The sequence below is a fragment of the Rhodococcus qingshengii JCM 15477 genome (assembly GCF_023221595.1).
Lineage (GTDB): Bacteria > Actinomycetota > Actinomycetes > Mycobacteriales > Mycobacteriaceae > Rhodococcus_F > Rhodococcus_F qingshengii.
Genome location: NZ_CP096563.1, coordinates 1,388,677 through 1,409,342, shown reverse-complemented (window position 1 = coordinate 1,409,342; position 20,666 = coordinate 1,388,677). Strand labels below are relative to the sequence as shown.

The following is a 20,666-nucleotide window of genomic DNA, read 5'->3' as shown; positions in this document are numbered from 1 at the left end:
CCGAATCGCTCGGCAGTCTTGATCTCGCTCATGCGCGTCCCCCCAAACGGCCGAAGACTTTTCGTATGTCACGTGATGCCAGCCGTATGAATGTCGAGTTACCGAACAGGTAGCGCCGCCACAGACGTTTGGGTTCGGATACAAGTCGATACAACCACTCGAAACCCGAGTTCTGGACGAAAGATGGTGCCTCCGAAACAGTTCCGGCCAAGAAGTCGAAGGCCGCGCCGACACCGACGGCCACGTAGTCGGTTCGATCCGCTATCGCCTTCGTGACAAAGTCCTGCTTCGGCGCACCCAGACCGACCCACACGATGTCCGGTGACGTCGGATCGATCTTCGTGATGATGTCGTCGACGAACTCCTTGCTGAACGCGGCAAACGGCGGGGCATATGTGCCGGCCACCTTGATTCCCGGGTACAACTCCTCGACTCGATCCGTCAAGAGATTCAACGTCTCTTCTGTCGTGCCGACAAAATGGTGACGAAGGCTGTAGCGGCGTCCCTTGTCCAGGGTGGCCTCGAAGAACGACGGACCCCGGACTGGTCGAACACCGACGTGATCGGCGGTGCCGCCGATCAGGCGCATCACCCAGCTGACCGGGGTTCCGTCTGCGAAGTTCACACCCGGACCCTTCAAAACCGCGGAGTAGTCGCGATCACTGTGCGCCGCCGACACGCAGTAGGAATTCGACAACCTCACGGAGACTCCGGTTCCTGCTCCCTCTCGTCTGTCGTTGACTACCCAATCGGTAGCTCTCTCGAGATTGGTCGCGGCAAACGGAATGCCACCCACCTCGATGACCTCGAACGGACTGCTCATCTGTCTCACCACTTTTCCGAGTTCGTATGTCGACGTTCATTGCACTGGCCGTAGCTGCGCGACAAGACCAATTTCAACCGGGACCGAGTCCAATCACGCTGCGGTTCAAAGAGAGAAAGCTCGGTCTCGACAATCGATCGAGCGATACGAGAGGAGAGAGTCGACGCCGGAGCAACCTGGATCGTCACGGCGTTCCTACCTGCCAGTGTCGGCACACCGCCGAGATCCAAACAGACCACCGGCAGGCCCACCGCAGCCGCTTCGGCCGCCACCCAGCCGCCCGAATCGTGCATGCTCGGGAAGAGCAGAGCGGAGGAGGCCCCCATCTCGCTTACCACTTCCGATCTGTCGCGCCATCCGCGAAGCGTGACCTGACCGCGCCGATACGGAAGCGACTTCTCGATCCGCCCGCGGGCGGGTCCCTCCCCGACAAAGGTCATGGACCAATCGGTGCCCAGCTGCTCGAGCGCATCCAGAATCAGGTCGATTCCTTTGTATTGCAACAGTCTTCCTACGAACAAGAGTCTTCGTTTCGGTCTGGGTACCGCTTGCTTCTCGATTCCGTCGTAGTCCAGAACACAATTGGGTTGGACGACGACATTGCGTGCCCGCGGTGCGCCTCGTCCGCTGTCGGAGTTCATCGCGATGAAAGTGTCGACTCGTCCGGACATGAAGATGTGTGTCAGTGACCGAACGGCTTTCGTGGAGCAGGTCCGAACTGCCGTGGTTGCCAGGTACCGCATACCGATGCGCCTGGCGAGCGGCATCGGCGGGTAGGTGTTGCCCCCGGCAGGCCCCCATACCAGTCGTACTCCGCCGGCTCCACCGAACAGCACCGGTGGGGGCAACCAGTCGGAGGCGAACGTTGCATGATGCAGGACGTCGAAGTTTGCCGCTTCACGCCGAACGAACAGTGAGGTGTGCCAGAGCCATCGGAGGTATCGACCGTACGATCCGGCTTCTTCCGCGGGCAAAGTCGCTATTCGCACGACACGAACTTCGCAACCGAGCTGTTCACACTCTGATTCCAATGCGGGAGCCTCACCGGAGCGAGTCACCACCGTGATCGACTCACACAGTTCGGAAGCTGCCGAGAGAAGCGCCCAACCCGCACCGGATTCACTCCCCTGATTCGGATCGCAGGCGTATGCCGTCATCAACAACCGTGTCATCGCGCTACCACCAGCCTCTGTGCGCGCGGCGTCCGAGAATCGCTGCGGCTGAATCGCTCTGAGAACCAACCGATGTTGCGTGCACCGTTGTCGAGAACCACGCGCTTGATCCGTGGACTGATCAAGGCAACGGGGATCAACGTCGCCGACGCGAGGACGAGCAGAGCGCGTTTGGCACTCTGAGCCGCCAACAGTGGCAGCTCGAGCTGTCCCTGACAGACCGCGAGGATTCGTCCGTTGTTGACATACCGGGCGAAGAGCCAGGAATCCCGACGCCGATCCTCGCCTACGGGTTCGTACGCAAGCGCCTCGTCGCACCACAACAACCGGACACCGCCGGCGCTCATCCTGAGCGTGAACTCGGTGTCCTCGCCGCCAGGTAGATCCCAGTCGTCACTGAAGTTCAAGCCGTTCAAAGCCTTCAGGTCCAACAACAGATTTCCAGCGCCTGCAGACGCAACCGGGGTGCCGGTCGAATGGCGAACGCGAGTGTGCAATGGAAGTTCCGAGGCAGGCAGACCCACCGGAATCACAGGACCGGCCACAGCACCTGCGTCGAAATCTGCGGCGCAGGTGAGGAGATTCGACAGCCAGTCGACATCGACGTACTCGTCGTCGTCGACGAAGACGATGTAACGACGATCTCGTGCACGGGCGAGATCGACGAACGCACGTCGCGCCGGAGATACCCCGCCGAATCCGAGATGCAGTCGTTCGATCCCGTCGGCAACATACGTCGGCGTGGTGGATTCCGGATCGTTGTCGCCTACTACGACCTGGGCGGAGGCACCGGAAGCCTGGATCGATGCCCGGACGCTGTCGATGCAGACAGCCAGTTCCGATTCACGACGGAAGGTCAGAATCGCCACTACGACGCCGCTGGGATTCTTCATGAGAGGTCAACTTTCGGTCGGGCGTCACGGTTCATCGAAACCAGAAGTGCGACGCTCGCGCTGACGCACGCCGACGCGGCCAATGCTCCTGCGACGGGTACGGCGCTGTCGGTCAGTCCCGCCCCGAGAACGATCAGAAACTGCAGAGGTAACAGCAAGGCGCGAAATCTGTTGAGGTTTCCCGTCTTGTCCACGACGCGGATCGACGTGCCGACTCCCAGCAGAATCCCGTTGAACGCCACCGCCAACCCGCACAGCAGAATGACCGGTATCAAGTTCGGAAAGTGCGACCCGACCAGATGATCCATCAATCGCACTCCCGAGAATCGAATCTCGAGCGTGAGACAGATCAGCGAAACGCAGATGATCGAAACCCAGAAGATCTGCAAGCCCACTCGGCGGCCGAGTGCCATGCACTCGCTCGGGCTCATCGCTTCGACACCACTGCCGAACTTACGCATCAGAATTGGCGAGATGCCCGCGAACATCAAGGACAGCGGACCGAGCAGTGTCTGGGCAGTTCTGATCTCACCGATCATCGAGATCGACGCCACCACAGTGAGTATCAAGAACATCGCCTGCTGCGCAGCTGATCCCATCAATATCTCGATCGCAAACGGCACGGATCTATATCGGTGAGTGCGCGAGTACCTGATCGACGGTACCGGCGGTACCAGACGCATGGATGCGTGACCGAGAGCGAGCGCGACGAAGACACCGACCGTATAGGTCACGAGTGCAAGTGTCAGATTCTCGACCAGGAAAGCTGCAATAAGGACGAACGAGAGTGTCACGATCTGTATCGACACAGAGATCCAACTCGCACCGTCGTGCATCAGCATCGTGCGTATCACGTCCAACACCACGAAACCAGCTGCAGCCAAGGCGTATACCGTGAGATTCATCGAGTCCGAGCCGGCGATCACGAACAGTGCCCACACCGATGTCACCGATACCGCCGCCAGCACGATCGTGGGCGCCAACGCCGGTCCACGCTCGTCAGACCCCGCCCCTCGCGACAGCCAGACGTCGACGCCGATCGCTCTCCCCAGTGCCAGTGCCAACAGACCCGCCGATTGAATCACGGCAACCTGGCCGACTTCGATCGGACCACCGAGTCGTGCCACCGAGGTGAGAACGACAAAAGTGAGGACGCTCGAAAGCCCTTGATCGGCCATGAATGTCACATGCCGAGTGCGATCTTTCACGATCTCACCTCGTCGATGAGCTCACGCATCGACGTCGCCGCTTTGCGCGATGTGAAGCGATTCGAGTAGTGACGATAAGCGGATCTGCGTATCGCCGATCGATCGTCCGCTCCGAAGATTCGATCGAGGGCCTCGCGTATCGACGACTCTTCCAAGGTATGGAGAGGCGTTCCGCCCGGTCCGACGATGTCCGCGAGTGCACCGTTGGTTGCGTAGATGACCGGGGTGCCAACCGACATCGATTCGATCGCAACGCGTCCGAACGGTTCTGCCCATTGAGACGGCACCACGGACGCCGCACTGTCGCGAAGTATCTCGATCACATCTTCGTGCGAAGTGAATCCGGCCAGCGTGACGTTGTCGAGAGCTGCGCTTATGCTGGAGATCTCGCCGTACTGCGGTCCGTCACCGAGAACTGTGAGCGAGGGACTTCCAGCGCCCTGCGGCCAGTTGCGCACCAAATCCAGGACGCCCTTCTCCGGTGTCAGTCGGCTGACGCACACAACCGAATCAGTGCTCCGAAACTCGGGTTCATTTTCTTCGAATCCGAAGTTCGGACGAACCACGACGCGGCCAGAACTGATCAGTCGTCCTTCGACCAGACGTGCTGTCATCGCGCTCGTTGCGACGAACCTGTGCTGCTTCCACCCAAAGACGCTCAGCTTGACCGCCGTAGCGCTCAGGTAGCAGACAAGGCTCTGCAGTCGGCTGTTTCCGTAGCATCCGTTGCGGACACAACTCGTGAAGTATTTGGTGGAACCGCATTCGGTGCACGTGCCATCTGCGCGCAACTTGGCTGACGGTGTGGCGAGGCGATAGTTCCGAACCGCCTGCAACGTAGGAATTGCGGCGGCTCTTGAGGCCACGAGCAACGAAGCCGAGAACGCCGGCCAGAGATTGTTCACGTAGATGACGTCGGGGCGCTCCGAACGGATGATGCGCAACGCATCGACGAGTACGCGAGGACTGAACACTGCGGTGACTGCCGCCCACGGTCCCCGGGAGATCTTGGAATTCTCGGTGGTGCACTGAACCGTCTCGTATCCGATCGATTTCAGGAGCTTGGATTCGTTGGCGAAGCTCTGCTCCTCACCACCCGGATTCCGATAGATCGCATGGAACATCAAGGCTTTCGGCGGCGTGAATCCACCGGCGGACGTCGGGTTCACTTCGGGCTTCGAACGCGCTACATCGAACGACTTGTACATCTCAGTGACCTCCTCTTCGCTCCGGAGCGAACCTGTACGCGTCGTTCTTGTCGGCACGAACCCCACGGATCGACAACTCGGCGTTGCCCGCATTGTGGGAGCGGTGGGTCGAGGGTCCGTACGGCGCCAGGAAGACCCATGCGATCAGCCACATGGCGCCGAAGAAGAGCGTCGACTCCGTCAAGTCCATCGAGAAGACGAGAGCCATGATCGCGACGACGGCGATGTACTCCGTTCTGCTGCGGGCTCGCCCGAGCGCCGTGCTTAGAAGCAGGTAATAGCCGGCCAACAGCAGCAGGAATCCGATCCAACCGATCTGCAGCCGAATGTCGAGCATTCCGTTGTGTGCGCTGGTCGCCGGAAAGGACAGCTTTGACCGAATCATCTGCCCCACTGCACTGTCCGGCGCCCACACCGAGCCGAAGCCCCATCCGAGCAGAGGCCGCTGTTCGGCGTAGTAGTCGGATACCGTCCAGAGATGTAACCGGCCGGTCAGCGTGACATCTCGCGAGAGTAGCGCCGCGACATCGGGTCCGAGCACCTTCATCGCGCCGGACACCCCGAGGTACAGGCCGATGATCACAGTCGAGGCGAGGTGAGCGTTCGGTGTCCGTCTAAAGCACCTCAGAGCAAGCATTGTCGCCAGCGCAATCCCTGCAGCGACGAGACCGGTCTGGCTCCGGGCCTCGAACAACACGATGCCGGCGACAGCAAGCGCCGCCACCCACGGAATACGCTTGATGTCGGGAAGCATGAGCATGACACCGACAAGTACAACTTCGATGGCAGCCATTCGTCCCAAAGTGTTTTTGTGCGTGAAGATTCCGCGATAAGCAACGGCGCGGGTGTCCACGTCGATGCCAGTCGAAGGATCGAGGAACACGACCATCAGCGACAGCACGAGAAGTACCAGCAAGGTGAGGGCAACAGTCCGCACTCGCACCGCGAAGGTCAACTCACGGGCGACGATGATTCCCGTGATCGCCAGGCACACGACGACGATGCCGGCGACGGCGGAGTTCCGGGGCAGTGTCGACCAGTACCAGCTGGTTGCCGGGACGCCGGCCGAGATCATAAGCGTGAAGACAGGCCACGTCGTATTGCGTGAGTATCGCCGGTCGAGGAAGTAGACCAACGCAAGTGTCGCCGAAAGAACGGCCGAACCGTGTACGAGCAACGATCCGAGCGCTGTCCTCTGCGTGTACGCCTGAAAGGCTCCGCTCGCGCCGATGACCGCGATCACCAATGCCGTTCGCAAGATCAGCGGATTGTTCGGCGCCTCATTTTCGCAAGGCGCCGGTACCGCCTTCTTGTCAGTAGGCGCCATCACTTCCCACCACCGCCTTGAGCGTCTTCGCGACGATCATGACGTCACCCATCATCGACCAGTTGTCGACGTAGGAAAGGTCCAGGCGGACAGTGTCTTCCCACGAAAGATCAGAACGTCCACTGACCTGCCACAGGCCGGTGACACCGGGCTTGACCAGTAGCCGACGACTGACCGCGTCGTCGTACATCTCGACCTCGCGCCGAAGCGGTGGCCGCGGTCCTACAACACTCATCTCTCGCCGGAGGACATTGACGAACTGGGGCAACTCGTCGATCGAGTATCGGCGCATGAATCGACCTACCGTCGTCACACGCGGATCGTCTCGCATCTTGAAAAGCACTCCGGCGCCTTCGTTCTCCTTCATCAGTGCCGTGACCTGTGAATCCGCATTCTGGACCATCGAGCGGAACTTGAGCATGGGGAACGGCTGACCGTCCAACCCCATCCGCTCCGACTTGTACAGAACCGGACCCTTGCTCGTGAGCTTGACGGCGATCGCAGCCGCCAGAAGCACCGGACTGATCACGGCCAGCACGAGCGCCGCGAAAGCAACGTCGAAGGTCGTCTTCGAGAACTTCTGTGCGCCGTGATAGCGCGGACGCTCGACATGAATCAGCGGAAATCCTGCGACCGGGCGCATCGAGAGCCTCGGCCCGGACACATCCAGAATCCCCGGTGCGACAACAAGGTCCACATGATCGCGCTCGAGATCCCAGGCCAGCTTGCGCAGCCCTTCCGGTCCGAACCGCTCCGACGCCGTCACCGCCACCGTGTCGGCACCGACCTGTTCGAGTGCGTCGGTGACACTGTGCTCGTCTCCGAGCACCGGAATGTCCCGACCGTTCACTGTGACAACTTCGCCCACGTCTCCTCCGTAGCCGGGTACGCAGACTCCGACAACTCGGTATCCATGGGCATCGTCGCGCTCGAGGTTGCGTGCAAGATCGACAACCGCCCCTCGCACACCGACCACAAGTACGGCAGTTCGAAATTCACCTCGGGCTCGCTCACGAGCAATCACCCGTCGCCAGATCCAACGACTCGCGATCAAGGCGGTCAATCCCATCGGAAACGCCACGGCAAGGTACAGGCGCGCGATCTCCAGGTGAAGGAGAAGGCTGGCGATCGCAATCAGTCCGAACAGGCGGAGCGTTCCGACAGCGATCAATCGGTACTCTTCAGGGCCGCTTCCGATCACACGAGGAGATCTGGTCCGAAATACCCTCAGTACGGCAAACCAGCCGATAATCAGGGCGAAAGACAGTGCGGTGTAGCTGAAATGGCCGAATGCTTCACCGTCGACGACATCCGCGTCGCTACCGAATCGCCACCATTGAGCCAGAAACACAACTGCCGCAACGATGATCGTGTCGGTGATCGCCAGACGACGAAGATACGCAGATTGCCATTTCCTGCGTGCGGAAACTCCACCGGCCCTCTCCGGCGTTACTCGTCGGTGTTGTTGTGGCCGCTCTTTCGTGGGCGCGGCCATCTCGAGAACCGTCATGTGTTCAGAAACCTTTCCCCATGCACAGAATTCGGCCTGAAGATGTTCACCGGCCGAGGTCCATCGGACCGCCTTGCCGATTCCCGAAACTTCGACAGCGAAGCAACTGCTCCGCATTGCTGCGTTCAGTGCGTATGGTCGCATTACGTGCGCCTTGCAGTTAACCCGGCGACTATTGTCAGGCCTCGGCCCAACTGTCGATTATTGCGGCATTGCCGCAGCTCACACCCCATGATTGAAGCAGAGTCCACTAACAACCCAAACACAGGACGATCGGCGATTTCTCCTCGCCCGCTGACGTCGCCGGCCTCGATATTGCCAGGACTCACATCTTGGCAACTCTTCGGCTAGCTGGTCAGTACCAGTGAGGAGTTTGCCACATTCCGGACAGCGTGGCAATAGCGCTTTCCGAAGTTCTTCCCGACGCCAGCATTGACGTCAGTTATTCACCCTCCGACAAGAAGGAGTGAACATTGCTCACCATTACCATTGCGTACCTATAGTTTTCATCGCCTAGCCCATTTGGGCTCCGCGTTTGGACGGAAACCAGCACGCGGTTGGTAAACACTCTGCAATCCATACTTTGATGCGCTCAGCGTCGACTCAGCCCTGGACGATTGTTCGACACTTCGCCTCTGGGCGTCTTACCTACTCCTGGCCGGCATTGCGCGAACCTACGATCGGGCGACACCGAGAATTCAGACATGCAAAAGGAGGAGTGTGGACCGCCAGCGATCGCCGGTGATGTCCTGAAATAGTTGCAGCACAGCCCAATTAGGGACATGCGAGTTGCGCAGCCGCTCGGCTGCAAAGCGGGGCGACTGCTACCGATGGCTATGGCTATGGCTATGGCCATGGCAAACGTGTGTGGCCGTGTAGGGTCAACGGACGCTCGACACGCTCGTTCGCACCCAGTAGCGGAGCGTGTCTCTCGAACAACCGACATTGCGGGACAACTGATCAGCTGGGCGCACGCTCTCGAGTAAACCCCCGCACGCTTCGATTGCCTTACGCGAAACCGGGTTCCTTTCGTCGCAGGTAACCAGGACGCGACTGAGCCCCACCGGGTCGCCGACATACGCGAGCGCCTCACCCAGAGCAGTCGACGCTATCCCTTTCCGGCCCTCCGACCGACGGACCCGTGGCCGATATGACCACCGACATCGGCCAAGAACTCGTTCATGCTGAGTCGCAGCTGGCCGACAACCCCCGCACCCGCTGTCCAAATCCATCGAGGGATGCCAGATCGACATCTAGGCGTTGCGAAACTCTCGAGGCCGAATCGGGCTGGTCCGCCTGCGGTCCGCCACACTCGCTACGCGATTCCAACCAAGACGCCCAAGGCCCCGTCGGGCGCAACCAGATCGACAGTCATAGAGGCACTGGTCAAGCAGGGACAGCTCAGACCGCAGCGTCACATCCCGCATGCCCGTGCCTACCCGATTACTGCGACGGCCGATGAACCCGTATTCCGCACTGCGCGTCGCAGACTCAGAGGACCCGACTAGAGAATTGCGTCCGATTCGCCACACAGAGAAGGGCCCTCGAGCATTGCTCGAGGGCCCTGTGAGGCGTCGGGATTTAACGTACGACCAGGTCAGATGACTGTCGACGTGACCTTTCGTTCGCCGACTGGATTGCTGTCCACGGACCCTTCCACGGCCACGTCAGCGACAACCGGATCGGAATCGTAGTAGTACTTGTACTCGTAGACACCACGACCGTTCAGCGGGGTCATCGTGATGACAGTACCGAGAATCGTCGCGCCCACACTGTGGAGATTGCCGACCGCCCTGCTCAGCTGTTCCCTCTTCGTCGTGCCGTGACGAGCAATCACTAGCGCACCGTCCGCCAGCGCTGAAAGAACTGCAGCATCCGTAACCGGAAGCAACGGCGAGGCGTCGATGATGACGTAGTCGAACCTTCTGCGGAGATCGGTAAAGACCGCATGGGCAGTGTCAGTGCCCAGAAGTTCGCTCGGGTTCGGGGGAATCGGACCTGAGGCAAGAACCGTCAGGTCAGCATTGCTCGTGACTTGAAGTACGTCGTCGAGATCTGCTTGCCCGGCCAGGACCGAGCTCAGACCAACGCTTCCGATAAGTCCCAGATACTTCGAAACGCGAGGCTTACGGAGGTCACCTTCGACGAGACACACCTTCTTGCCTGCCTCGGCCAACACAAGTGCGATGTTCACCGCAGTCGTGGTCTTTCCCTCGGAGGGAAGAGAACTCGTAACGACGATGACACTCGGTGGGCGATCCACGGCCAGGAACTGCAGATTGGTTCGCAGCTCGCGGTACGCCTCGGCACTTGCGGAGTTGCCCTCGTGGAAGTTGATCGCTTGATGAACTTCGCGTTCCTTGTCGAACGGAATTGTTCCCACCATCGCCGCGCCGGCGATGTCTTCGACCACCTTGCGCTCTTTGACGGTGTTGTCCAGGCGATCACGCACCACAGCCAACCCGATCCCCAGCAGAAGCCCGATCGCGGCACCGAGCGCCACGTTCCGCGAAGTCTTCGGCGACACCGGTTCCGCGGGAGTTTGTGCTCGCTGTTCGACAACGACGCGCGCAGGTGCTGTGCCACCATTTGCGGGCGTACCCAGATCTTTGACCATCACGACAAACTCGTCCGAGAGCGCATTTGCGATTTCACGTGCCAGTTCAGGCGACGCATCTTGCACGCTCAAATCGAGCAGGACTGTATCCGGCGCCGATGTGGCGGTCACCTTGGACGAAATCTCCGCAGCGGAAAGCCCGCCGAGTCGATCGGGCCCGACTGAATCGATCGTTCTCTGTGCCAGTGTCTCGCCGGTAAGGAGCTTGGCGTAGGAAGTGACCAACTGCTGTGAGAGCTGGTTACCTTGGTAAGCCTCGTTCACGGTTGTTCCGGTAGAAGTCGACACGAACAGGCGCGTGGAAGCCTGGTAGATCGGCGTGGCAATCAACGAGGCGCCCAATGCGCCCAAGATCACGACCACAGTGACGACAGCGACTATCTTCCACCGTGCCTGCAAAATCTTCAGGTAGTCCCGTACATCCATCGTCGAATCTCCTTCGGCTCGAACACGTATCACGTCTTCGAGTAGTAATCGACAGCCGCTGTCGAGCCGCTGCACTCAATGCAGGCTGAACGAGGCAGCCAATCTTCTATCGCGTGTCCCTGCGTCACAGCGCGAGGTATTTGCCGAAACAGCCAGGGGGGAGAGGCCTTCACGGCATCTCACACATCTCACTTCCTGGCCGATGCATGATCGGGAAGTGGCGAACACGCGACACTGACAAACCCGCGACACTGACATCGGGCCCACTCACACATCGCGCAGAGCAGACACAACGTGCAGCCAGGCTGAACTCTACTGCGTCATTGGTCTTTTCACCACCGCAACGGAGCCTCGAAACTTCCTAGACATCGTCAGTCGACTGTGCCGACCATGAAAGGGTCATATACCACAGCGGGCCGTAGGACTAACGTCCGTCGACGACCAACTACGCAACTTGCCGCCGGAAGTCGATGCATACCAACCGAACAAGGCAACATGCCCCTCACCCTGTGATGCACGAGCGGCTATCCCAGCATCTCCCCCGGCCACAGCTCGCTCGCTGACGGACTTTGGTCCCGGGCACGCGGCCACTTCCCCTCGATGCCTACAACACCCACCCTCCGTGAAGGTTTCACCGGTTTACGGCCTTCCGAGACCTCGGTAGGTCCACCCTGCGTCGCGCCAGGTGGTCGGTTCCAGACAGTTACGTCCGTCGATGATGACCTTCTTGCGGACGACAGGTTCGAGGTCCGACGGCAACAACTTTCGAAACTCGGCCCACTCGGTCAGAACCAAGACGACATCAGCGCCTGCACACGCTTCAAGTGCGCTCGAAGTGTAAGTGAGGGTGGGGAACAACGCCTTCGAGTTTCCCATCGCCTTCGGGTCATAGACATTGACGGCAGCGCCTTGCAGCTGAATCTGCCCGGCAACGTTCAGCGCAGGTGAGTCGCGCACGTCGTCGGAGTCAGGCTTGAAGGCTGCACCGAGAACCGCCACATTGGCTCCGAGTAGAGAACCACACGCTTCTCGAGCCAGTTCGACCATCCGAGTACGACGACGCATGTTGATATTGTCGACTTCGCGTAGGAATGTGAGTGCTTGATCTGCTCCCAGCTCACCAGCACGTGCCATGAAAGCACGGATGTCCTTCGGTAAGCAGCCCCCACCGAAACCGATTCCGGCGTTGAGGAATCGCCTACCAATTCTCTCGTCATGGCCGATGGCATCGGCAAGAACGGTCACATCCGCACCTGAAGCCTCGCACACCTCCGAGATCGCATTGATGAACGAGATCTTCGTTGCCAGAAATGCATTGGCTGATGCTTTGACCAACTCCGAAGTCGCAAGGTCGGTCACAACAAAGGGAATACCTTCGTTCAAGAGTTGCTCGTACACTTCACGCGCAATCGATTCCGCACGTCCGGGTCGATTGCGGTCGACCCCGAGCACAAGCCGGTCCGGGTGAAGCGTGTCTTTCACCGCGTAGCCTTCCCGGAGAAATTCCGGGTTCCACGCCACCTCCACGTCTTGTCCGGCAGGCGCCAGTTCCCGTGCCCGCGCACCCAATCGCTCTGCTGTACCGACTGGCACAGTTGATTTCCCGAAGATTACGGTCGGCCTGGTCAAGAGGGGTGCGAGTGTCTCGATCACCGAATCGACAAAACGCATGTCGGCCGCGAACTCCCCCTTCTTCTGCGGCGTACCGACGCCGAGGAAGTGGATGTCGGCGAACTCTGCGGCCTCCTCGTAGGAAGCCGTGAATCGAAGACGTCCCGCGGCTATGTTGCGGCGCAGTACTTCCTCGAGTCCCGGTTCGTAGAAAGGAACCTCCCCAGCTTCGAGCATAGCGAGCTTGTTCGGATCAACATCCACCCCGAGAACCTCGTGACCCAACTCGGCCATGCAAGCTGCGTGTGTCGCCCCGAGGTAGCCTGTGCCGAATACCGCAATACGAGAAGTCATAACGATGTCTGCCTGTCGAAGTCGAGTTTACGTCGAATAATGCTGTAGTACTTCATGTCCTGATCGAATCGACGTTCTGTCGATACCACTCCACGGTCGATGCGATCCCCGCACGAAGATCAATCTTGGGCTGCCACCCCAAATCTCGAAGCTTCCCGATGTCAAGCAACTTCCGCGGCGTCCCGTCAGGTTTCGAATGATCCCATTCGATCTCGCCGTCGAACCCGATCTCGTCCGCCACGATCGCAGAGATCTCCGCGATGCTCTGGTCCTCGCCTGTACCAACATTGACGTGTTCTGCTCCGTCATAGTGGTCGAGCAAATGAAGGCAGGCATCCGCCATGTCGTCGACGTGGAGAAACTCGCGCCTCGGCGTCCCGCTGCCCCAGTTCACGACTGAAGCAGCTCCATCACGGCGCGCGTCGTCGAAGCGTCTGATGAGGGCTGGCAGCACATGAGAGCCCTTGGCAGAGAAGTTGTCACCCGGGCCGTAGAGATTGGTCGGCATCGCGGCGATCCACGGACGCCCGAACTGCTTTCGAACAGCCTGTACCTGCAGGATTCCCGCGATCTTGGCGATGGCATATGCATCGTTCGTCGGTTCCAAATGACCGGTCAGCAAATATTCTTCGCGAATCGGTTGAGGAGCGAATTTCGGGTAGATGCAGGATGATCCGAGGAACAGCAGGCGATCTACGTCGAACTCGGCCGCCGCGTCCATCACGTTCACCTGGATGCGAAGGTTGTCGGAGATGAAGTCCACCGGCAGTGTGCTGTTCGCCAGTATCCCGCCCACCTTGGCTGCCGCGAGGACCACGTTCTTCGGCCTCTCGGCGGCGAAGAACTCGAACACGGCACCGCGGTCGCGAAGATCGAGTTCGGCGGACGTGCGACCGACAAGGCGATTGAAACCGTCGGCCTCCAAACGACGCCAGATCGCTGAACCCACGAGTCCACGATGGCCCGCGACGTACACCGCATCGTTCCGATCGAGGGACTTCTGCGCGTACTCCCCCGTCATCGAGCGTGCTCCCAATCCACCAGGTTCGGGCGGTCGATCCAGGGCTTGCCCTCACACTTCAGAGCCTCGATGTCCGCATCGACCATGATTCGAGCCAGCTCGGGAGTATGTACAGTCGCCTTCCAGCCGAGCTTCTGCTCCGCCTTACCTGCATCTCCGATCAACGCATCTACTTCCGTCGGCCGCAGATAGCGCTCGTCGAAGCGCACATGATCTTCCCAGTTCAAACCGGCGTGCTCGAAGGCCACCGTCAGGAAATCCTTGACCGAGTAGTTACCGCCTGTCGCGAGCACGTAATCGTCCGGCTCGTCGGCCTGAAGCATCCTCCACATTCCCTCCACGTACTCCGGCGCGTAACCCCAGTCGCGGATTGCATCGAGATTACCCATGTACAAATCGTTTTCCAGGCCGGCCTTGATCCGCGCCACCGCTCGCGTGATCTTGCGAGTTACGAATGTTTCGCCTCGCCGCGGAGATTCGTGGTTGAACAGAATTCCGTTCACGGCAAAGATCCCGTACGCCTCGCGGTAGTTCTTGGTGATCCAGTACGAGTACACCTTCGCCGCACCGTACGGCGATCGCGGATAGAAGGGAGTCTGCTCGTCCTGCGGAGGCGGTGTCGCACCGAACATCTCGGAACTGGACGCCTGGTAGAACCTGCATTCGAGACCAGCCATCCGGACTGCTTCGAGCAACCTGATCGACCCGATTCCCGTCGTGTCTCCGGTATGTTCGGGCTCGTCGAAACTTACCCGTACATGTGACTGCGCTGCGAGGTTGTAGACCTCGTCCGGGCGTATCTGTGCGAGAAGAGTGACCAAACGCGCCCCGTCGCTGAGATCTCCGTAATGAAGGAACAGTTTTGCATCCGGCGTGTGGGGATCCACATACATGTGATCGATTCGAGCCGTATTGAACGTGGACGATCTACGAATAAGTCCGTGGACCTCGTATCCCTTGCTCAACAACAGCTCGGCCAGGTATGAACCGTCTTGGCCTGTAATTCCGGTAATCAGTGCCTTCTTCATTTCTCTCCTTCATGTATGTGCGACTTCACGATTTTCGGGCAGCTATTCACACGGTCACGCCTGCCTCCACCGCCTTCTCCATGCTTGAAATTCGCCGAACCGAAATATAGATACACGGAATAACCTGGAGTACAACCATTCCTGCGGATAGTCCCAAGTAGAGTGCGGCGGCTCCGAGTTCAGGAATCAGGGATATTGCCAATACCATTCCGACGAGGCCGCTCAGCCAGACACAGAGGACTTGCAACCATAGTCCTCGCGGGTCCATGAGGAACATCGCCGCCGGCTGATGCACCGAAACAACAAGGATGTAAACACTTCCGGCCAAAACGGTTGCCAGCGGGACGACAAGACTTCCACCCGAGACAAACCGAATTCCCGGATAGCTGATGACGACCAGAGCAAGCGCAAATACGGCGCCCACAGTGCCGAGAAGTACTATATGCTGGGCGAATTCACGCACCCGAAGTGTCCCGATTCGGTATCGCTCGCGATATCTTGACCACAAGTTCTGGCCCATCACTCCCAAGATAGCCAGCAGGGGTCCAGCGAATTGCGCCACCACCGAATATTGTGCGACGTCTTCGACCGTTCCAAAAGTGGAGATCAGCAACCTATGGCTCTGGAACCCGACAACCATGCCGATCGATATGAGAAAAAACGGAACCGCCGTTTCAGCTATGCGAACTCGCACCGGGCTTGTAAGACGCCAGCCGATCAACGAACCCTCATCGCCGGAAATCGATCGAAGCGCGAGAGCAAGGGTAAGAAATCCGACGGCGAGGTAGCCTGCGCACGGTGCCAGAACAAACAGGTAGGCCGGCGCCTGAGTAGTCCAACAAACCCCTATCACGATCAGTTGAATGATCGGACCGATCAACGCTGCGGTAACGACAACGCGCATCTTTCCGCAACCCTGCAGGATGCGTGACCCCAAACCCAATGGAATACCAACTGCCGCAGATACAATCACTACTGTGGCCAGCGCCGACGCATGATCCATCTCACCGACTGCGCCTAGAACTGGCACCCACAGCCCCATCTGATAGAACAGGAACGCGAGGCTTGCGACAGCGAGGGATACCAGAACGGTGACCAGACTCGCCCGCCGAAAATGGGATTGGAACGACATCCGATCGAGTGCACCACTTCGGTAATCTGCTGTCGCGTTCACCATGGTCGCGCCGATACCGAAGTCCGCGAAGGGAAGTAGATTCAACATGGACGCCATCAGCGCATAGAAGGCGTAGTACTCGACGCCGTAGTCCCGAGACAGAATTGCTATTACGGCGAAGTTCGCGCAAGCGCCGGCCAGCAGACCTACCAGTCGAAAGAACCCGGTCCCGCCCAGGTCGATCGACTTCGCCGACCTCACGTATGAGCTGACCACTGTGTTCACCCTCGTGTCTCCGAGGTTCCAGCGCCAGACACGATTGTGGACTGCTTCAGACCGCTGTCGCCGATCCGAGCGAGTACCTTGTAGCACGCGGCAACTGCTACCTTCACGCAACCCCGCCAGTACAAACCTTGCGCGAACGACGCTCGTCCCATGCGTGCGTTCGCAGCTGCGGCAACCGCCGATGCGCTCATCAGCCGAACTGGGATCCCCAGATGTCGCGCGTAGTGCCCCCTGATCGATTCCTTGCACAACAGCGATTTCTCAGGAGAACCAATGGATTTGCCTGCGTACATCGAATACACGAGGGAAACGGTGTTGTGTTGAACGACTCGGCCGACGACGGATAGACGAATGAACATTTCGTAGTCGTCGGCGTAACGCTCGACGATCTCCGGTACGTCCAGCGCAATCGCTGCTTCGTAATCGGCACGCCGAACCAGCGCCGCTCCCGGTGGAAACGGACCATACCCTTGTGTCAACAGGGTTCGAGTATTGATCTCGGAGTACGACTGATTGTTCAACCGACTACGCCCACGTGGGAGACTCGCCATCACACGTCCAGCGACGACTGCGCAGTCCGCCTGTGCAGAGAGAATACGCAAGGACTCGTGAATGCCGGGTGCGACCAGAAGATCATCCGCGTCCAGGAACACGATGTACGGTGCCGTGACGAGCGTGGCCCCCCGTCGTCTCGCGAGGTATGCACCCGCATTTGGCTGCGTCAGGACACGTATATCGTGGGCGCGACATAACGCGGCGGTACTGTCTGTGGATCCGTCGTCCACCACGATGACTTCCGAAGCGCCCGCATTGTGCGCGCTCTCGATTGACGCCAAAAGTGTGGCTTCCGCGTTGAAAGCTGGTATGACAACTGCGAATTCCGCACTTGATTGCGTTGTGGGTTCCAAATAGTCATCGGACACGAGGAGTCACCCCTGCTAGAACTCGTCTTTGAACACGGTCGGTTTTTGCGAGAAGCGCAACCCCCAAGGACACCGCATAATCGAGCCACTGCGCCCTGAAGACTGTAATTCCGGTCAGGGCGCGTGATCGCCGCATGTCCCGGTAATGATCCATCATGCCCCGCACCGAACCAGCGCCAGCCGAATCAAAGTCACAGAAGAACTCGGTCCACACGCGCGGTTGCGATCGGACCGCCATCTTCAACAGATACAGTTGGTCGGCACTGAGTCCGAATTCGGTATCGTAACCGCCGATCTCAACATGCAGCGACTTCTCGATCACACATGCTTGATGGGGAATGATGTTTCCACCTAGCGCGAATCGGGACAGACTGAACGGGATACGGCCACCGATTCCGATGGAACTTCCGGAGTCGTGGATGTTGCTCAGCCCGTAACCCCACCGCCAAGAGACGCCCCCTCCTTGATGATCTCGAGAGACTCTCTCCAGAACGTCACATGAATGGAACACGTCGGACGAGTGCATGAACCACAGCAACTCGCCACTCGCCAGTTCCGCACCGATGTTCATTGCGTCATAGCGACCGCTGTCGAGGCCTGTGTTCCACACTAACGAATCACCCAACGAATCAAGGTATTCGACAGTTCCATCCGTCGAACCACCATCGATCACGATGTGTTCGACTCCCTGTGCACTCTGAGCCCGGACGCTCTCGATCGTGCGGACCAGCCCCGAAAGATCATTCCTGGTGATGGTAATGACGGTGACCGATGAAGTCATCGAGAAGCCCCTATCGCGAATGCATAGGCGTCGATGAGTGCTGTACGCGAACTCATGACGTCCACTGTTCGGTTGAAATATTGTGTCTTGGCTTGAACAGTCGTTCGGTAGTCCAGGCAGTCGAAGTAATGTGTGACGGCCATTGACAGAGACTCCGCAGTATTGCCAGCGACTGGATAGCCAAGCGAGACCATACTTTTGATGTCACGACTGATCACCGAGACACCGACCGCGGCGGCTTCCGCAGCGGAAATCGGAGCGCCCTCCCAGGCCGCGGTATGGAGATACAGCGAACTGGCGCGCACTTCATCCAGCACCTGTTCAGCTGGAATCCAGCCCGTCACCCGAACCCCGGATTCCACGAGACTTTCTTTCAACCCGGCTTCGCCGTCTCCTACCCACACGAACTCGAACCTGCTCGACAACCTTGCTGCAATATCGGCGAACAGTTGGGGATCCTTTTGGGGAAATATCCTTCCCACCATCACTACTCGGCTTCTTTCAGCCGATGCTTCCGCTGTCCGAGGGCTGCTTGCGCGCAAATATGCGCCGTGATCGGTCGGGGATACATTGCCGACCACGATGGAGGTGGAGGAGTTCGACAACTCCGTAGTCAACTCGGCTTCTCGTCCACTCACGGCAACAACGCACTGACGCCGAATCGAGAGTAGCCCACGCTCAACGGACTTGTAGAGTACCCGCGCCAGGGGACTGACGTCGGTGCGCTCGAATGCGTAACAGTGTGGGGTGTATACGATTCCAGCTCGGTGCCCCGGGATGATCCGGGCGAGACCGGCAAGACTGGAATGCAGGTGGAGAACATCGAAATCTCCCCGGCGCACCATACGAATCGCGGACAGCAAAAGTGCGGCCAAACTTCCAGGTACCAATGTCACGCTGAGTTCGGAGGGGAAATTGTATGTGCTCTGCCCGGCCCGTTCGCGAGCAATCACGCAGTGATGCATTTCTGGCGTCAACGCCTGATAGTTCAAGATCGCGGTGCTTACACCTCCTCCGAGCGCTTCCGTGACATGCAGAACTTTCATCGCGCACCATCCCTCGTCAGGCCGGCATCAACATGTGAGCTTCGAATATCTTCCATTGCAAGGTCTTCCGTCTCCGAAGTATCAACTGATCTTTTCCGCATACCCGAGGAGCACAAGAGAAGAATGAGAGGGCACAGGAAGGGAAGCAGACCGGTTCGATACGGTTGGATGGGCGCCTCCAGAAATCCCACAGCGACCGTAGTTACGATCAGCGCCCATGCCAAGTATCGATTTTCCACGTCAGTGGTCAGCAACGCCCAGGCCGCAGCGACGACAAGCACGGCAATTCCGAGAAACCCGACGGCAACGCCGAGTTCTAACCAAATGTTGTGCGCGGCATAGTTGGAGGAGAAGCGATACGCGTTATGCTCCGTCCAATAGTTCGCGCCGTGACCAACATTCGGACTCTCCGAAATCAGCTCCTTCGCCCTCATCCACAAAGCACCGCGATAGGTGTAATCGCGGAGCCCGTAAACTCGGAACACTGGCACAAAAGAAATCACCAACGCAACCATCGCAGCTGCCAGAGCCACAACCCGCGACATGCGGTTTCCGATACCGAGGACTACGAGGTAGCCGAGAACCAGACCGATCATCGCTGTTCGACTGCCAGAAATTTCGATCACGATGAGGCTCGCCAGTCCAACCGCCGCAACTGTGATCCAGTGTTGCCGATACACGGCAACGACGCTCAGCAGTGCGACACACAGCCCCAGGAAGTTGCCATTGCCTGTGATCGATGACGTGAGCACTTGGCCCGCCACAGTGCACTTGTCCAACCGACAGGTCTCGACCACAGCCTCAGGCCAGACGACGAAAACCACAGCCATGCTCAGACAAAGCGCAAGCAGACCCTGGTAACAAAGACGGGGCCAGTTCAGTACGTCAACCGAGAGCGCGCGGCACCACAGGAGCGTAGGCACAATCATGAATATCGCTCCGACGACACCGATGTCCACGACCCCGAAGATGAGGATCGGCATGATCGCCACCGCCATGACCAGTATCGCGGGGATATAGGGGAATGAATCTCGGGACCCGAGAGAGGCGATGAAAATCGCGATTCCGATGACAATCGAAGGCACGTAGGAGATCACGAAGACCGCGGAGCCAGAAACTGGAAGGTATAGGGCAAGGACGCTACCTAACACCGCCTTGAAAAGGACCGGCCATACCACCGATACCCAAAACCAGATCCCGATCAGCCCGCTTCTGGTACCTGTTGAGGTTTGACGGCGGGTTGGCAACACCGTCACCCCACGTACACGTGCGATCAGCAAGAGAAAAACACTGGCAAACAACAGGAACGAGAGGTTCAT

General features: G+C 59.0%; 17 protein-coding genes and 1 pseudogene. All 18 read right to left on the bottom strand.

Annotated elements, in window-relative coordinates; translation table 11 throughout:
* Positions 1 to 28: 28 nt before the first annotated feature.
* Positions 29 to 823: a WecB/TagA/CpsF family glycosyltransferase gene (locus M0639_RS06500; RefSeq protein WP_042452261.1), complete on the bottom strand. Its 795-nt coding sequence runs from the start codon at positions 821 to 823 to the stop codon at positions 29 to 31.
* Positions 824 to 828: 5 nt separating this feature from the next.
* Positions 829 to 1,995, bottom strand: a complete 1,167-nt coding sequence (locus M0639_RS06495; RefSeq protein ID WP_042452263.1) for a glycosyltransferase family 4 protein — start codon at positions 1,993 to 1,995, stop codon at positions 829 to 831.
* The gene (locus M0639_RS06490; protein ID WP_064074619.1) at positions 1,992 to 2,888 is read right to left on the bottom strand and encodes a glycosyltransferase family 2 protein; all 897 of its coding nucleotides are present in this window, start codon (positions 2,886 to 2,888) and stop codon (positions 1,992 to 1,994) included. The genes M0639_RS06495 and M0639_RS06490 overlap by 4 nt, the downstream gene beginning before the upstream one ends.
* A complete protein-coding gene (locus M0639_RS06485; protein WP_058038963.1) occupies positions 2,885 to 4,096 on the bottom strand; it encodes an MATE family efflux transporter in 1,212 nt (403 codons plus the stop codon). Before M0639_RS06485 ends, M0639_RS06490 begins: the two co-directional genes overlap by 4 nt.
* On the bottom strand, positions 4,093 to 5,304 hold the full coding sequence (locus tag M0639_RS06480) for a glycosyltransferase family 4 protein (RefSeq protein WP_064074618.1): 1,212 nt from the start codon (positions 5,302 to 5,304) through the stop codon (positions 4,093 to 4,095). The genes M0639_RS06485 and M0639_RS06480 overlap by 4 nt, the downstream gene beginning before the upstream one ends.
* Position 5,305: 1 nt before the next feature.
* Positions 5,306 to 6,631, bottom strand: coding sequence for an O-antigen ligase family protein (locus M0639_RS06475; RefSeq protein WP_064074617.1), 1,326 nt, complete (start codon positions 6,629 to 6,631; stop codon positions 5,306 to 5,308).
* A complete protein-coding gene (locus M0639_RS06470; RefSeq protein WP_064074677.1) occupies positions 6,618 to 8,141 on the bottom strand; it encodes a sugar transferase in 1,524 nt (507 codons plus the stop codon). The genes M0639_RS06475 and M0639_RS06470 overlap by 14 nt, the downstream gene beginning before the upstream one ends.
* Positions 8,142 to 9,022: 881 nt before the next feature.
* The gene (locus M0639_RS35170; RefSeq protein ID WP_075832471.1) at positions 9,023 to 9,373 is read right to left on the bottom strand and encodes a GNAT family N-acetyltransferase; all 351 of its coding nucleotides are present in this window, start codon (positions 9,371 to 9,373) and stop codon (positions 9,023 to 9,025) included.
* Positions 9,374 to 9,738: 365 nt separating this feature from the next.
* Positions 9,739 to 11,184, bottom strand: coding sequence for a tyrosine-protein kinase domain-containing protein (locus tag M0639_RS06465; RefSeq protein WP_007726623.1), 1,446 nt, complete (start codon positions 11,182 to 11,184; stop codon positions 9,739 to 9,741).
* A gap of 639 nt (positions 11,185 to 11,823) precedes the next feature.
* On the bottom strand, positions 11,824 to 13,149 hold the full coding sequence (locus M0639_RS06460; protein ID WP_007726621.1) for a UDP-glucose dehydrogenase family protein: 1,326 nt from the start codon (positions 13,147 to 13,149) through the stop codon (positions 11,824 to 11,826).
* A gap of 52 nt (positions 13,150 to 13,201) precedes the next feature.
* Entirely contained in the window at positions 13,202 to 14,170 is a 969-nt protein-coding gene (locus tag M0639_RS06455) for a GDP-L-fucose synthase family protein (protein WP_042452275.1), read from the bottom strand.
* Positions 14,167 to 15,198, bottom strand: coding sequence for a GDP-mannose 4,6-dehydratase (gene gmd / locus M0639_RS06450; RefSeq protein ID WP_064074616.1), 1,032 nt, complete (start codon positions 15,196 to 15,198; stop codon positions 14,167 to 14,169). The genes M0639_RS06455 and gmd overlap by 4 nt, the downstream gene beginning before the upstream one ends.
* A gap of 46 nt (positions 15,199 to 15,244) precedes the next feature.
* Complete coding sequence (locus M0639_RS06445; RefSeq protein ID WP_228401970.1) at positions 15,245 to 16,429, bottom strand: polysaccharide biosynthesis protein; 1,185 nt, start codon at positions 16,427 to 16,429, stop codon at positions 15,245 to 15,247.
* A gap of 164 nt (positions 16,430 to 16,593) precedes the next feature.
* The gene (locus M0639_RS06440; protein ID WP_007726615.1) at positions 16,594 to 17,520 is read right to left on the bottom strand and encodes a glycosyltransferase family 2 protein; all 927 of its coding nucleotides are present in this window, start codon (positions 17,518 to 17,520) and stop codon (positions 16,594 to 16,596) included.
* The gene (locus tag M0639_RS06435; RefSeq protein WP_228232624.1) at positions 17,510 to 17,842 is read right to left on the bottom strand and encodes a glycosyltransferase family protein; all 333 of its coding nucleotides are present in this window, start codon (positions 17,840 to 17,842) and stop codon (positions 17,510 to 17,512) included. The genes M0639_RS06440 and M0639_RS06435 overlap by 11 nt, the downstream gene beginning before the upstream one ends.
* Before the next feature lie 168 nt (positions 17,843 to 18,010).
* A pseudogene (locus tag M0639_RS06430) lies at positions 18,011 to 18,301 on the bottom strand (glycosyltransferase); the annotation flags it as partial.
* A complete protein-coding gene (locus M0639_RS06425) occupies positions 18,298 to 19,293 on the bottom strand; it encodes a glycosyltransferase (RefSeq protein WP_228232493.1) in 996 nt (331 codons plus the stop codon). The gene M0639_RS06425 and the pseudogene M0639_RS06430, both read right to left, overlap by 4 nt.
* Before the next feature lie 50 nt (positions 19,294 to 19,343).
* Positions 19,344 to 20,666 carry an O-antigen ligase family protein gene (locus M0639_RS06420; RefSeq protein ID WP_007726610.1) on the bottom strand — a complete coding sequence of 441 codons (1,323 nt, stop codon included), beginning with the start codon at positions 20,664 to 20,666 and terminating at the stop codon, positions 19,344 to 19,346.